The 14,561-nt window shown below is 29.9% G+C and carries 13 protein-coding genes and 1 pseudogene; 4 read left to right on the top strand and 10 right to left on the bottom strand.

The features are described 5' to 3' along the window. Nucleotides 1-4 precede the first annotated feature (4 nt). A complete protein-coding gene (locus FW780_RS14120) occupies nt 5-967 on the top strand; it encodes a T9SS type A sorting domain-containing protein (protein ID WP_149834163.1) in 963 nt (320 codons plus the stop codon). 458 nt (nt 968-1,425) lie between these two features. Then, nucleotides 1,426-2,169 (top strand): annotated as a pseudogene (locus FW780_RS14115) (magnesium chelatase domain-containing protein); the annotation flags it as partial. 135 nt (nt 2,170-2,304) lie between these two features. On the opposite strand, the gene FW780_RS14110 reads toward FW780_RS14115, so the two are convergent. From FW780_RS14110 to FW780_RS14095, 5 genes are all read right to left on the bottom strand, one after another. Next, nucleotides 2,305-3,546: a hypothetical protein gene (locus FW780_RS14110; protein WP_149834162.1), complete on the bottom strand. Its 1,242-nt coding sequence runs from the start codon at nt 3,544-3,546 to the stop codon at nt 2,305-2,307. 8 nt (nt 3,547-3,554) lie between these two features. Then, complete coding sequence (locus FW780_RS22430; RefSeq protein WP_167510715.1) at nt 3,555-3,728, bottom strand: hypothetical protein; 174 nt, start codon at nt 3,726-3,728, stop codon at nt 3,555-3,557. A gap of 184 nt (nt 3,729-3,912) precedes the next feature. Further along, on the bottom strand, nt 3,913-4,341 hold the full coding sequence (locus FW780_RS14105; RefSeq protein WP_138401808.1) for a hypothetical protein: 429 nt from the start codon (nt 4,339-4,341) through the stop codon (nt 3,913-3,915). Then, nucleotides 4,338-5,405 (bottom strand): helix-turn-helix domain-containing protein, encoded by a 1,068-nt coding sequence (locus FW780_RS14100; RefSeq protein ID WP_138401809.1) that lies wholly within the window; start codon nt 5,403-5,405, stop codon nt 4,338-4,340. Before FW780_RS14100 ends, FW780_RS14105 begins: the two co-directional genes overlap by 4 nt. A 113-nt stretch (nt 5,406-5,518) precedes the next feature. Then, nucleotides 5,519-6,085, bottom strand: coding sequence for a recombinase family protein (locus FW780_RS14095; protein ID WP_138401810.1), 567 nt, complete (start codon nt 6,083-6,085; stop codon nt 5,519-5,521). Nucleotides 6,086-6,279: 194 nt separating this feature from the next. On the opposite strand from FW780_RS14095, the gene FW780_RS14090 reads away from it, so the two are divergent. Then, nucleotides 6,280-7,128: a nucleotidyl transferase AbiEii/AbiGii toxin family protein gene (locus FW780_RS14090; protein ID WP_138401811.1), complete on the top strand. Its 849-nt coding sequence runs from the start codon at nt 6,280-6,282 to the stop codon at nt 7,126-7,128. On the opposite strand, the gene FW780_RS14085 is transcribed toward FW780_RS14090, so the two are convergent. Continuing rightward, complete coding sequence (locus tag FW780_RS14085; RefSeq protein ID WP_138401812.1) at nt 7,109-7,963, bottom strand: type IV toxin-antitoxin system AbiEi family antitoxin domain-containing protein; 855 nt, start codon at nt 7,961-7,963, stop codon at nt 7,109-7,111. The genes FW780_RS14090 and FW780_RS14085 overlap by 20 nt on opposite strands. Before the next feature lie 491 nt (nt 7,964-8,454). On the opposite strand from FW780_RS14085, the gene FW780_RS14080 reads away from it, so the two are divergent. Next, on the top strand, nt 8,455-10,179 hold the full coding sequence (locus FW780_RS14080; protein ID WP_138401813.1) for a hypothetical protein: 1,725 nt from the start codon (nt 8,455-8,457) through the stop codon (nt 10,177-10,179). Here FW780_RS14080 and FW780_RS14075 read toward each other — a convergent pair. Genes FW780_RS14075 through FW780_RS14060 form a run of 4 tightly spaced genes read right to left on the bottom strand, consistent with a single transcriptional unit; the run spans nt 10,157 to nt 14,546 of the window. Then, complete coding sequence (locus tag FW780_RS14075) at nt 10,157-11,140, bottom strand: TniQ family protein (RefSeq protein ID WP_138401814.1); 984 nt, start codon at nt 11,138-11,140, stop codon at nt 10,157-10,159. The genes FW780_RS14080 and FW780_RS14075 overlap by 23 nt on opposite strands. Continuing rightward, on the bottom strand, nt 11,140-12,024 hold the full coding sequence (locus FW780_RS14070; RefSeq protein ID WP_138401815.1) for a TniB family NTP-binding protein: 885 nt from the start codon (nt 12,022-12,024) through the stop codon (nt 11,140-11,142). The genes FW780_RS14075 and FW780_RS14070 overlap by 1 nt, the downstream gene beginning before the upstream one ends. Continuing rightward, complete coding sequence (locus FW780_RS14065; RefSeq protein ID WP_149834161.1) at nt 11,999-13,828, bottom strand: Mu transposase C-terminal domain-containing protein; 1,830 nt, start codon at nt 13,826-13,828, stop codon at nt 11,999-12,001. Before FW780_RS14065 ends, FW780_RS14070 begins: the two co-directional genes overlap by 26 nt. Beyond that, a complete protein-coding gene (locus tag FW780_RS14060) occupies nt 13,821-14,546 on the bottom strand; it encodes a hypothetical protein (protein WP_149834160.1) in 726 nt (241 codons plus the stop codon). The genes FW780_RS14065 and FW780_RS14060 overlap by 8 nt, the downstream gene beginning before the upstream one ends. Nucleotides 14,547-14,561: the final 15 nt, after the last annotated feature.

The raw sequence follows: 14,561 nt of genomic DNA, 5'->3' as shown, positions 1-14,561 counted from the left end.
ATATATGAAAACAAAACTAATTTTTTTAGTGTTTTTATTATTCAGTATTTTGGATATAAAAGCACAGTGTACTCCAACAATTACCAGTCCAAGACTCGGACAGAAATATCCGGGAACAATCTTGTTCTGTAACGTGGAAGATGAAATAATTTCTACCACACAGGCTTATGGAAGTTATCAATGGTACAAACAGGAATGGACCTGGCAGACACCCAATAACAACCCTTGGGTAGCTATTTCGGGAGCTACATCGCAGCAGTTAACCATTAGCGGTAATGACCAGCTGAATTATTTTAAAGTTAAAGTTACAGACGGTGACTGTATTGCTGAAAGTCCTGCAGTATTTGCTGATGGATTTGTATACGGTCTTCCGGCTATGATGACAACGTATACTCCGGGAACCTATCAGGAAAATATGGGAATCGTGAACGTATGTAATGGAGCATCTGTACAGTTTGACAATATATTTCCTGTTGTATATGGCAAACATACCTGGTTCAGATGTGTGCCAAGCAGTAATCCTGCGTTGCCGGGAGATCCTTGCATCATCCCTGGAGTAGTAGGAGATACTTATGTGGCGACAAGTTCCGGAAAGTATGGGTTTTATGCCTGTACAGAATATTGCCCTGATCAATGTGAGATGCTGGATCCGTTTGCTTTTGTGGAAGTGAATTTCGGAAACTGGGAATTCTGCAGCAACCTGGGAACGGGAGAGACGAAGAGTAAAGATAATGATCTGAAAATCTATCCCAATCCTACAGCACAGCATCTTTATATCGGAAAAGAATCAGATAAAATCTATAAGGAAGTTACTATTATAGACATGTCCGGAAAGCTTGTTCTGAAGAAAAATGATCATCAATATAATCAGGCGATTGATGTAAGCCAGCTTGTACCAGGAAACTATATCATTGTTTCTAAAAGTGCAGATGGAAAAGAATATAAAAATAGATTTATAAAAAAATAGGATTACATAGTCTGAATGTGTTAAAATATTGATTGTGGGAAGGAAGATTGGATGTCAGAGGAGAGACGTTTCTTGTATTGAAGAAGAACTAGAGTAATTTATTTTAATACTTTACGCTCAATAGATAAAATTTCATCCTTGTTAATCTAATTACGTCATAATTACCCCCAAAAGGAATTCTCTCTTTGCGGCATCCGGCTTCCTGACTCACACTTGGTATTCTATCCGGAATTCAGATGAAATAATCTCTTTCGTTAGTTTTTAATAATGGTTGGATCGGTACAAATCTTTTTGTACCGATTTTTTTTTATTCGTATTATTTGCTTCTGTAGGCATAGAATTTCAGTGTCTGTTTTCGTAATATCTTTTTTATTATAGCTAGTCAACTAGAATATCATTCATATAAATATCAGATTTTCAAAATAGTATATTAATTATTTTTACTTCAAAAACACACCATGTTGATTAAAATTTATGGAAGTGCCATTCATGGAGTAGCTGCACAGACAATAACAATTGAAGTGAATGTAGATACCGGCGGGGTAGGATACCATCTGGTAGGCCTTCCCGATAATGCAATTAAAGAAAGCAGCTATAGAATCTCTGCCGCACTGAAAAATGTAGGATATAAAATTCCCGGAAAGAAAATTACCATCAATATGGCTCCCGCAGATCTCAGAAAAGAAGGTTCTGCCTATGATCTGAGTATTGCAATTGGTATTTTAACCGCTTCAGATCAGATATTAGCTGAGGAAATTAGTAATTATATTATTATGGGTGAGCTTTCTCTGGATGGAAGCCTGCAGCCGATAAAAGGAGTTCTTCCCATTGCAATTCAGGCCAGGGAAGAAGGTTTTAAAGGAATTATTCTTCCTATACAGAATGCCAGAGAAGCAGCCATTGTCAATGATCTTGAAGTGTATGGAGTCGAAAATATAAGAGAAGTAATTGATTTTTTTAATGAAGGAAAACCTCTTAAAAAGATTACTTTGGATACCCGAAAAGAATTTCATGAGAAGATCGATAATTTTCCTTTCGATTTCTCTGAAGTTAAAGGTCAGGAAACGGCTAAAAGAGCTATGGAAGTGGCAGCTGCAGGCGGACATAATATCATCCTTATTGGCCCTCCCGGAAGCGGAAAAACCATGCTGGCTAAAAGAGTTCCCAGTATTTTACCTCCATTGACTTTGAAAGAAGCTGTCAATTACAAAAGAAGATGATAAATTCTAATTCAAGATGATAAAATAACAAGAAAAAAACTGAGGTTTGTTTTTTAATTAAAGAAGATTCATTCTAAGAAAAACCCGATGTAAATTAACTATTACATCGGGTTTCTTTTAGCTTCCATACAGCATTATGTCAGAGATAATATAACGCAGTTTATCTTTTAAATCATAATCGATCTCTAGCTCTTCTGCTTTCTCACACATTTCGATTAATTTTGCAAAACTTGAAATTTCGTTATCAATTTTACGATTAAAAATATCTGAAAGTTTAGTAATGCCTTTAAGAGAGCTTCGGGGACTACTTATCTTAGATAAAATTTTTACTCTTAACTCGTCAGGATTCTTTATAGCCTTTATTTCAGTTAATTCCCTTATAAACTCGTCACTTGTATTTAATACACCTCCCATATTATTAAATATGGGAAAGACATTTTCTGGCTTTGTTGTATGAGGAACTATCTCTTTATTTGATTCTACCTCGGATTTTCTTCGATAGATGAAAAATCCTTTTTCAAGTCGACCCACACTTATTATGTTTGAAAAACTAAGTGAGCCTTGTCCTAAATCATTTGTCGAAATATTAACTGCAGTAGATATACTTCCAAATGCTCCGGCATCTTTCAAAAATTTTTCAGAAACAATTAAGTCTAATTTAGACTCATTTAAAGCTGCACTTCTTATAATATATTCGATTCCAGGATTAGCTTTCATATTTTGATGCAAAATTAGCATACTTACTACAAAAGTAAAGTCAACACCATATTCGAAATACTTATTAATTGAAGTAATACCTCTTAAATAAATCTTATTGTTGTGTTCTACAAGCCTATAACTCTTATGCTTATTTACTTTAGAATTTGTTTTAGCTTTTTCTTTGAAGAATTGTATATTATATCTGGCAAGATCTGCTTCTTTAATCTTGAAAAGATTGTTAGCATATTTTGTCATTTCATAGCTATCTAAAAAAGTATTTTTTGCATCATAAATAGCAATTGTATTTAAGTGGTTTTTTACTTCGTCAATTTCGACGTATTCCTCAAAATTGAAAATAATATCCGTGTGTACTTCGCCATCAATGGTTTCTTCAGTCTCATAAACATCAATATCCTTTACTTGTGCATAAATAGAATATCGATTATAATTTTCATTATAGTACTGAATTTTTTTAAATACAAGATCAATGTAATCAATACAAATGATTTCATCTTGTATTTTATCAATATTAAATGATTTGTATATTTCATCCCGATATGGATGTGAATCAATTAGCTCACATAGTGTACTAACTTTAAGCTTACCCGTACTTTGTTCAGGGTCAAGCACTACTGTTTTTTGAAAAAAATCTGGTTTCATAAAAATAATTACTTTTCTTTTCTTATCCCTTTAAATGGTTGAGGACTTGATGTTTTTACATCCATAAACTGACCTGTTTCAGTATTACGTTTAACCCATAATCCAGTTTTGGGATTTTGAACTTGGGAACGATCTCGTACCGCTCCTTTGCGACTTCCGTCTTTCGGTGCATTAGTTGCCATAATATTAAGTTTTAAATATTTATAATTCAGCAACTTAAAAATGAAAACGCACTGATTTTTATGAAAAATCTTGTAGAAAAGTATAATTATTTTTACCTTTGAGGTCTCAAATCAAGAAGATAAGATAATTATCCTTCAATACAAGCCTAATCATTATGATTCAGGCTTTTCTTTTATAGTTACTCTAATTTGTCATTATACTAGTCATTATATATTCTAATATATTTATTTGTTCCTTGTTTGCATTTATTGCTTTTAGAGCTTCAATAGGTTCACAAATGTTAACATCACATTGTGATGCAAATTTCCCAACATGTTTACATCTTGAAACTAATGTCAATTTGTATTTTTGAGCATAATAAACAGATGAAATATCTGTCACTGCTATATTGGGATTTAACGCATGATTCTTATTGTAGAAACTAAAAAAATCGTTTGATAGATCAAAAATTGTTAGATCTCCATTTTTTTCTAGCTCTTTTATTGCAATTACTTCAGTTGCTTCAAAATAATTCTCACTAAAATACAGTTGAGAAATTCCAAATAAGCCATCTTTTAATAATCCTACTGACCGTAATGGCATGATAAGCTCGACATCATTTAATACTATCATTTTAACGTAAATTCAGTGGTAAACGATTCTCTACTTAATGCACTAATTGTCATCCCGGACAATTGGCTTGCCATACTTTTACTAAACAGTTTTTCATTTAGTCCTTTAGCTAACAGGTAGTTAAATCGACTAACTCTTTCCGTGTCTTCGTAAGCTATATCTTTATCTTTCCAAGAATAATATAGTTCCTTCCATTCTTGATATTTCTCCCATTCAATGAACTCTAGGCTTACCATTCTTATTAAAATTGCAAATATTGAAATGCCATATCTGCTTTTAATTCTTTTTAATTCTTCTAGAGTAATACTTGATTTATCACCTATATATTCTACCAAAGCTTCATATGGTAAAAGCATTGCTCCTGCAAAATGATCGCAAAAACGCTCTATTTTTTCATATTCCTCACCTTTTCTAAACTTTAATAATAAATGGGCAAGTTCGTGAAGAAGCGTAAAACGTCTTCTTGGAATATCCGTATTTTTAATATTAATTACAATTATGGGACTATTTTTTTCCCAACAAGAGAAGCCAGCAAAACTTTCGTCTTCGGTTACTTCAAAAATTTTAACACCTAAATCTTCTAGAAAAATTACTAAATCATATATAGGTGTAGTTTCAAATTTCCATTTTTTTCTTAAAATTTTTGCTGCTTCTTCAACGTGTTTTTTTGAAGTGATTTCTTCAAAATTTTTAAGCGGGTTCTGGAATATTATTATTGAATCCGCCAATTTTTCAAGTTTACAGTAGGAGTTATATTTTTCATGTAGTTCTCCTAAAATTTTTCGCTCAAAAAATTTTTGATCAAAATTAATTTTAAAACCTTCTCTAAATTCAATATTTCTTAGGGTAAATTCTTCTGATCCATAATCTGTTCCATTTAAAATATCAACAATACTAGTACCTAGTCCCCTTGACAATTGTACTAATTGTGATGAGCGAATTTCTCTTTGCCCTTCTTCAAATTTCTGAATATATGATTTTGAAAAGTCAGAGCGAATTGCAAGGTCTTCTTGTGAAAACCCTTTTTTTATCCTTAATTCTCTTATTCTATCTCCAATGTTCATATTGAAATTTTTTACAAATATACAAAAAACACACAAAATTCAAAATAAAATATAAAAAAATAAATTTTTGTGTGTTTTTGGCTGATGACTATTTCTAAGAGTATTACAGAATACTACTTTTTATTATTGTCTATACGATAAAAAGTTGCCTTGCTTATTCCTGCTTGTTTACATGATTTGTCAATAGAAATGTTTTTGTTATCATAGAGATGTTTAGCAAATTGATACTTTTCAATACTTGTTTGGCTTGATCCTTTAGGTCTACCTAAAAGTTTTTTTCTTTTTCGCGCACCTTCCAAACCAGATTTTGTTCTTTCACTAATTAAGTTTCTTTCAAACTCAGCTACAGCTCCAAAAATTTGAATGATAAATTTCCCATTTGCAGAGGTCGTGTCAAATGCAGGTTCAGTGATGCTCTTGAAAAGAACACCTTTCTCATTAAACTTTTCAATTAGTTCAATCATATTTTTTAGTGATCGAAAAATTCGGTCCGTTTTATATACTATTATTACATCGTCTTTTCGTAGATATGAGAGCATTTCATTTAATCCAGACCTATCTTCACGAACACCACTTGCAATATCAGTAAAAATTTTTTCACATCCATTTTCTTTTAAAAGCTCAACTTGTGTAGAGATGTTTTGCTCTGAAGTTGATACTCTAGCATATCCAACTGTCATAATTAAGTTTCAAAAAAGGTTTATTTACAAAACTATTAAATTAAACGGTAAAAGAGACTATATTTAATTCAAATTTTGGAAGTATAAGGTAGTCTCATTAAAGGAACGTTTTTCGTTATAGTAGTCAATATTAATTTTAATTAATATCTTTAGTTTTTTATCATTATTTTTCAATGAAATATTCTTAAATAACCATGGATATAAACAAAATTAAAATGTTGACATTAAGAGCCTTAATGTCAGAAGAGTTTCTTATGCATTCCTTAGTTCTAAAAGGAGGGAATGCTTTACAACTGGCATATGAAATAACAAACAGAGGATCTATAGATATTGATTTTTCAGTAGAAAGAGAATTTACAGAAGAAGAAATAAAGAAAATGCCTATAGTATTAGATATGATACTTGATAGAGTATTCCGTAAAGAAAATTTAAAAGCGTTCGATATTAAATTTGAATTAAAGCCAAAGAACAATGTTATTCCGGAATGGAAAGGTTATATCATATTATTTAAGCTTATTGAGCTGGATAAATTTATTGAATTTGGGGATGATATCGATAGCATTAGGAGAAATGCTATTTCTGTTCATGATAATAGTTCCACACAATATTCAGTCGATATTAGTGCTTATGAATATGTAGAAACAGCAACAACAAAAGAGGTTGAAGGTATTCTTTTAAGAGTTTATACTTTGGAAATGATTCTCCTGGAAAAGATTAGAGCATTGTGTCAAACTATGCCTGAATATAAAGAAATTGTACCTAGTGCCAAAGAAAAACAAAGAGCTAGAGATGTATATGATATATATACTATATATAGTCAAGCAGAATTAAATTTAGAAGAAGATATTTTGAGGGAAATTTTCAAAGCGAAGCAAGTACCTTTATCATTAATTAATAAATTGGAAAGTTTAAGAGAACATAACAGGGATGACTGGAATAGAGTTATACAGACTGTTTCTGCGGATGAAGAATTAAAAGAGTATGATTTTTATTTTGACGAGCTATTAAAAATAGCCAGTCAATTTAAAGACCTTTCGGAATAAATAGCTTCCACTTGCTATTATAATCTTTGTGCAGGATATTATATGTTAAATAAAAGTCAATGTCTGAATCCATATTAAGAAATGGTTCATAGTCTTTTTCATTATATCCTGCTTTTTCCAAATAAAAGCCGATGACTTTATGATATGGATAAGTAAAATCCATTTCTACATAATAATCAAATAATTTCTGTGTATTTAATTTATCTTTAGCTTCTTCAAAAGATTGGAGAACTTGAGTAATCCCACCAGCATAGAAAGGTCTTACAGAAACATCGATTAATGTTCTTTCGATATTTGATACTAAATATTTGTTTCTAAAAGGTTCTATTCCTAAGAGATTATGGTTTTGACCATTAATGAAATTAATTGTAAACCCTTTATATTTTCTTTTATCCTGAGTTATTCTGGGAGTCTTACTAAAGGCGATGTCAACATTTTCTTGAATTAAGAATGTGTCATTTTGATGACGTAACCCTTTTCTCTCCCAAGTTAGATATACCTGCTTAGGAAGTTGTATTGTTAAGTTATGTATCGCTAATGCAGAGTAGTGGCTAAAAAAAGCAGATCTAGATCGAGTTGATGCAATATCATATTGATCAATTTTACTATCTTTTAGATAATAGAATTCAGAATTTGATTGACCTTGAAGTCTATTTTGAACTATATAATGTTCAAGAAGAAATTCTTTAATTTTTTTTCTTGAAGCACTTTTAATTCCTTTAATTTGTTTAATTGATGAAACTAATCTTTCAAATTCTTCTGTTGTAAGCACTTTATAATCATTTTCTTCTAAAGCATCTTCAATTTCAACAGTATATTTTTCGAATTTAGCCATATATTTTATTATATACTAATTGCATATATGCAATTAGTATGAGGCAAAGTTAGTTATTTTTTTTGACAAAGTCAAATTTATTTCCGTTTAAGTAATTAATTGCATATATGCAATTAATTACTTACTGCGAAGGTACGAATTTTTATTTAAAAAGTCAATAATGATATGAATAGCACTTAGGAAAAAAGAGAAAATTAGTTTTTGTAATAATAAGAATTGCATATATGCAATTCTTATGAAGCAAAGTTACATTTTTTTTTCGACAAAGTCAATGATTATGAGTGAAGAACAAAAAAAAGACATTATTTAACTCTTAAAAATTAATTTTCTCTATTATACTAATTGCATATATGCAATTAGTATGATGCAAAGTTAAAGTTTTTTTTTGACAAAGTCAATAGTATTATATGATAATATTTTTATTAAAGACAATTTTTTTGAATGGCTCAATATTTTTGATATTTTTATCATTACCTATTGTAATTCACAAGATGTTACCAAAAATTGCACAAAGACTTCCTAAAAAGCTCAGGCTTCCTGATTGGGTATATGAAGAAGCCGATAAAGTAGACTTTAAAAATAAATTTTGGTTTATTTCATGGCTTGGCAGAAGTTATTATATTAATGATGTTATTTATAGAGAGGTTTATATTACGTTATGTAATAATACTTATTTTAAGTTTCAAAAAAATTTGAAAACATTCTGTATTCCTTTTAGAGAAGAATATACAATTAGGCATAGACAAGGTAATTATTATGAATACTTAGGAGATTTTCTACAATCAGCTCATAATCATGAAAAAATTAATATTGTAAAAGATATTCTTATTAATCGAATACATAATGGAACAATACTAAATATTGAGAATACACTAGGAAACGGAAAAACATTTTATCCTTTGCTTAATTCCCGGCTTTACGGAGATGTACCATGTTATCAGGTTGATATAGAGAATTTGAAATTTATAATACCGTTTAACGTAATACAGGCTTATTTTTACTCGTTATCCTCTTTAACTCTTTATTATTTAATATATGGAGTTTTTATTCCGGGTATAGTAAAACCATATGAATTTGATGATTATGCAGTTGTTGCTTATAGGTCATCACTCATCAATAAACCAGAGGCAAGAATATTAGGCAAATTTTACTTCTTGAACAAAGGTGATATTAAAAGGTTGTATAATATAAGACGAAGCTTTTTAAAGGAATTGTTTGATAAACAGAGAAATAATAAGGATTTAAAGTCTTACATACTTTACTCATTGCCCTTTGAAAAAGATGCTATAATAAAAATGGATCTTCATTATCATCCCGTTGATAAGGATGGTGTAATTAATATGGTTTATGCTATTGACAATGTATCATTACCTTCCGGTGAAGCATTGTTTGAGGTTGAGAATTTTATCTTAGATGATCAAGATGCAGCTTTAAAAATTGAAGATGAGAATGCAAATGAAATAATTCAGGGAACAAGCGTGGGATATAATCATAATAATAATGGAGAAATTGTAGCAGATACACTTTATACAAATAATGAAGCTATTCTCGATGTTATTGTTAATGATGAAGGACCTAAATTTTTGGAATCTCCAAATATTACAGACGCTATACCAACAGTTATTAAAAATAATACAAGCTTTGAAAATAGTTTTATTAAACATATCAGAGATTATGATGAACTAACATCTAATCATAGTAATGATAGTGACACAGGTCTTGTAAATTTGATTTCTGGTATTTCTGAGAATTCTGATTACATGCGTATTATCTTATCAGCTTTTGATCTTTTAGAAAAAGATAAAGATTTTGCTTGTGATTATATTTATTTGAAAAGACAAGGTAATAGCGTTTTTTCTTATGATCCATTAAATTTTACAAAAAATGGTTCCATTGTCTTTTTTAGAATTGAATATCAATATCAACAATATTGTATTATAGCAAGTAATAACGAATCAAAGAGGATAGGAATTATAAAATATATTGGAGAAGGAGGTTTTGACTCAGAGCATGATGAAGGGTTAAAAAATGGAATAATAAAAGTAAGAAGAGACCATAAATCTAATTGGTCATTACTAAAAACATCAAAATTAAAACTCTACAATTTTATGGTTGTAGATTCGCTTAATAAAATTAAAAGAGAAACTTTCGAAGATAGTGTGGAAAGTCTTTATAATCGAATAGCTAAAGGGATTAAAGATCTAACAGGGAAATAAGCCAATAGTCTATATCTTTATTGTAAATATTAAGATATGATTTAGTCAAGTTAAGATCCTTTGGTAAATTTTTAGCTATAGTAAAATCTTTTATGAATTTATAAATAATAGGAAGAGTTTCCTTCCTTTCTTGTAAGGTCCAAAAGCCAGTTTCCTCTTTTATCGGGAGGGAATTAAAATTATATGTATTTGCTAAAAGAATATTTAATTTCTGATTAAACTTATTTTTTCTGGTACCTCTAGCTGTTCTACATAATAATATAAGCCCATTAATGAATGAAAATGAATAGTTTGTATAATAATTAAACCCCTTATCCAAAGTCGAATTTATAAAACTTTGATATTCCATTTCTAAAGGTGTAGCCTTTTGAGGGGCAAAATTAGATAAATCCATTTTACAATACCAACATAATGAAAATATAAAGGAAAGGTCCGGAATAGATTGATTTCCGCTACTATAAATAAGATGGTAAGAGATTGGCTTTTGACAATTAGGACATCTGTCAATTAATGATGATTGACATTTGGTACAAACGATGGTGGAAAATAATCGCCATTCTTTTTTATAATAAGGATTTGTAGATAAACATTTGGGGCAACACATAGTACCAAATCTTTTTCGCTTTCTATTGTTTAATCCTAAACTCAAAATATGGCTTTTTCTATTTGAATAATTATTAAAATAAACATCATTATATGAAGTGAGAAATAATCTATCAATTTCTTTGCTAGATAGTGGAGTATGATTTAATAAAAAATTGACAACGTAGTCCGGTTTAAGGTAGTCGATATCTCTTCCAAAAATTGGTGCATTATGACCAAAATTATGCTTTATAAAGGTTAATGGTTTTACGCAATGATTAATGGCTAATCGACAATACCATGAGCTAAATAGTTCGTCAGTTTCAGGATTAATATATGCAGGAAATATATTCTTTTTGAATTTTTTAATGTAAACCATCAAACAAAATATCTTTTTTTTCTGTCTTGAGGTGAAATATAATCAATATTCAGTATTATCTCTTTAGTTATTTTTTCTTCTCCACTTTTAATAGCTTCAATACTACAAAGTTCAAGTATTCTTGCAACTTCTCCAATCAGACCATCACTCATTACAAGAAGTTTCATTGTCATCGAATTTTCTGTGAGCATTGATTCCTTTTTTAATGGAATTAGAGCTTCAAAACTTGCTAAGAGACGCTTAAATTCCATATCATTAGACCACTTGGGTAAAACTCTTGGTTCAAAGCGATTTGCTAATTGATGATCACTTTGTATGACATTGAAAGCAAGCATTGTTCCTGCACATATAATGGGTATCTGTAAGTCATTTGATAAATGCTTAATAACATTTAAAAATTTTCTTTGTTTTGTTGGTGTACCTGCTAATACATGATGAATCTCATCTATTATCAATGCCTTTGTTTGCAATTCTGTTAGCATCTTTTTCACACGTAAATATCTTAAATCCAGTTTTTCAGATGTCTTATATGGTGCAAATATATGTTCTAAAATTGCATTGTAAAATCTTCTTTCATCAGGTTCTGGTGGTGCTTGAACCATGATTACTGGGTTTATTACGTTCCCAGTTTTTTCATCATAAGATGCCTCATATCTTTGGTTAAATTTATTAAGAATGGCAGTTTTTCCGTTATTAGATTCTCCTACAAGCAAAATGTTGGTCATTCTAGTGCTTTTAGGATAAATCAATAGTTCATCCATTCTATTAATAATTTTAGTTGCTTGGCTGTATCCAATCCATTTTGGAAATCTACAAGACGAGATCCTTTCGTGTTCGGTTGCCCGTTCAACAAATTCTCTAGTATTTTTTGTTAAATGCTTCATCGTCTAAATCTTCAAAGGGTTTAATTATCTCATTATCTTCAGGTATAAAACTATTCAAGTCAATTTTTGAGGTATTGCTTTCATTTCTATAGTCAAAGGATTTAGGCTCTCTTCTTTGCCTTTTTGTTTTCAAAACGGACTTATTTTCAATATTTGTCAATTCTTTGAATGCTTCAAAAATATTTTCTTCAGTAATTTCCTTATTTCTTTCTTTAACTTTTTTAAGAGAATCTCTATACTCCCATAAAGAAATAGCAGGATAAGTAGCATTTCTGAATGGAATATCAAAATATTCTTCTGTTATTGGATCTAGAAAATAAATTAAACTTATATCTCTAGGATCTCTCTTAAAAATATAACCTTTATTGTTATCTTTTTTATGGATGTATGGTCTTAAAACATCAGCATAATAATATAGATGATCAATAACTACTCCGTATTCCTGAATAGAGCGAACAACATAAGGCATAAAATCTAATCTTGTTCTTCTAATATCATTTATTCTAGGAAGGATACCCCGACCGGGTATATTTTCATTACCCATTATCCCATCTTCATATTTTTTTAATGGAGAAATTCCAAGTGATGAGTGAGTTCTTGTATGATAGATTTTTGTAATATAGGTTATTAGCCAACGTTCAAGCTCTGATAAAGTTAGAGATGAATTTTCTTCACTTTTATAATTTTTCCTTTCTTGTTCATTTGAAAATGTAGTTCCGGGAAGGTTATGTATTTCTGAAGCAAATGTACCAAGCAACCGTTCTATATGTCCTCCATAATGTGGTGTTGCAATTGGTCTGTATTTTAAAGATATTCCATAGTTATCACATGCATCCCTTAACATTTTGCCATGGAACTCTTTAGCGTTATCTAAATGTAGAGAATCCATTACTCCCCAACACGGCCAATTTGCAGAAACTCCGATTCTCTCTAGCCATAGTTCTTTAGGAAGAATTGAATTCGAAATACACATTCCAGTACCAATTGCTCCTGGTGGATCATAAGATAGATAGAGGCCAATAACCATTCTGCTATATATATCTATAGCAACTGTAATCCAAGGTCTTTTATAGGCTTTCCTCTCTAATTCATCAACTAATATTATATCTAATAGAGTATGGTCTATTTGTACGATTGATAGAGGAAAGGTTGCTTCCTCATAATTTGATTTTATAGGTTCATATTTATAACGTGCCTCCTTTATCCCTAATCTTTTTTTTATTTTTTCTTCATCTGATATTCCCTTAATCCTACTTCTAATAGTATTGTCATGAGGAGAAGGAATTCCTAAATCATGACATGCTATTTTTACTTCTCTAATGACTTTCGTTATTGATCTCCTATTCTGATTTAAATAAACTGAATTTATTTTGTCAGAAATAATTTCCTCCTGTTTATTAGTAAGCCTACTTTTGCCTTGACCTCCAGTTTTTCTCTTTCCAGCAAGAGAAGCTACAGTTTGGCCATTGTCATAAAATTTTAACCACCTGTATATTGTAGGAACACTAACATTATTTTCAAAAGCAATACGATTTATCAATGAAAGATCACCTCGATTGGAAAGTATGGGCTTTATAATATTAAAGCGGGCTTTAGCCTTTTCCCAATCTTTATCAGTAAGTATTTCCATGGGAATACAGCTTGAATCTGCGAATGGAGTTATGTCTTTTAAAGATACAGTATGGATTATATTAGAATGAATTTCAGAAATAGAAACTTTAGATGTACTTATTATTTTCGTAATAATACATTCTTTGTTATCATAAATGACCTTTTCACCCTTTGAAATATATGTTCTATTCATGTTTATCCCAAATTATAGTTTTGAGCGATAGCTTTTCCTCTTTATTAAAATTAAGTAAATTACTGTTAATTAAGTACCAAGTAACATAGAGAATTTCTGCTTTTCTTTCAAAAGTTTTTCCAACTTCTTCTAATAATTGACTGACAGTCAGTTTTTTGAATTTATCGACTATTGTAAATATTGTCTGAATATCCATATCATTAATAAACCTTCCTTTGTGGTAGTAATTACTTAAAAATTTATAATTAAAAAGAAGATTTGAGTCTATGTCTTTATAATGTAGCATGCTAAATTTGATCGTATTTTTTCGAAGTGTTTTTTCAATTTCTAAAAGCTCTGAAGCTTCTTTAGTTCCAACATTTAATATGATTAATTCTTCTTTATCATTTTTATATTTTACATAATAATCAGGAACAAATTCTTTAATTATATTTTTAAAGAAATAGTTAACCTTGAACGGCTGTTCACAATAACTTATTACATTATTATCTTTTTCTAAGATATGCATGTAATCCCTTACTAATTCATAAGTTATTTTCTTTTCAGGATTTTTCTGAATAACTAGCGACTCTGTATTTCTGAGATATTTTGTAAGATCAATCTCATGAACCTTTTTTGAACTTATTATCACCATAAATTGTAATTTTATTGGTGTAGATTCATTTTTTAAGATCTGAATTATCACTTTCTTTTGTAAAAAAGCATGATTTTTATTCAAATTTTATCATCTACT

The sequence above is a fragment of the Chryseobacterium sediminis genome, assembly GCF_008386505.1.
Taxonomy (GTDB): domain Bacteria; phylum Bacteroidota; class Bacteroidia; order Flavobacteriales; family Weeksellaceae; genus Chryseobacterium; species Chryseobacterium sediminis.
The sequence above is the reverse complement of the archived record's forward strand: the minus strand, read 5'-3'. Positions and strand labels throughout refer to the sequence as shown.

Bases quoted from the DNA above. Each gene is read 5' to 3' on its own strand.
- FW780_RS14120 (WP_149834163.1), top strand. From the start codon at position 5: ATGAAAACAAAACTAATTTTTTTAGTGTTTTTATTATTCAGTATTTTG.
- FW780_RS14110 (WP_149834162.1), bottom strand. From the start codon at position 3,546: ATGAAACCAGATTTTTTTCAAAAAACAGTAGTGCTTGACCCTGAACAA.
- FW780_RS22430 (WP_167510715.1), bottom strand. From the start codon at position 3,728: ATGGCAACTAATGCACCGAAAGACGGAAGTCGCAAAGGAGCGGTACGA.
- FW780_RS14105 (WP_138401808.1), bottom strand. From the start codon at position 4,341: ATGATAGTATTAAATGATGTCGAGCTTATCATGCCATTACGGTCAGTA.
- FW780_RS14100 (WP_138401809.1), bottom strand. From the start codon at position 5,405: ATGAACATTGGAGATAGAATAAGAGAATTAAGGATAAAAAAAGGGTTT.
- FW780_RS14095 (WP_138401810.1), bottom strand. From the start codon at position 6,085: ATGACAGTTGGATATGCTAGAGTATCAACTTCAGAGCAAAACATCTCT.
- FW780_RS14090 (WP_138401811.1), top strand. From the start codon at position 6,280: ATGGATATAAACAAAATTAAAATGTTGACATTAAGAGCCTTAATGTCA.
- FW780_RS14085 (WP_138401812.1), bottom strand. From the start codon at position 7,963: ATGGCTAAATTCGAAAAATATACTGTTGAAATTGAAGATGCTTTAGAA.
- FW780_RS14080 (WP_138401813.1), top strand. From the start codon at position 8,455: ATGTTACCAAAAATTGCACAAAGACTTCCTAAAAAGCTCAGGCTTCCT.
- FW780_RS14075 (WP_138401814.1), bottom strand. From the start codon at position 11,140: ATGGTTTACATTAAAAAATTCAAAAAGAATATATTTCCTGCATATATT.
- FW780_RS14070 (WP_138401815.1), bottom strand. From the start codon at position 12,024: ATGAAGCATTTAACAAAAAATACTAGAGAATTTGTTGAACGGGCAACC.
- FW780_RS14065 (WP_149834161.1), bottom strand. From the start codon at position 13,828: ATGAATAGAACATATATTTCAAAGGGTGAAAAGGTCATTTATGATAAC.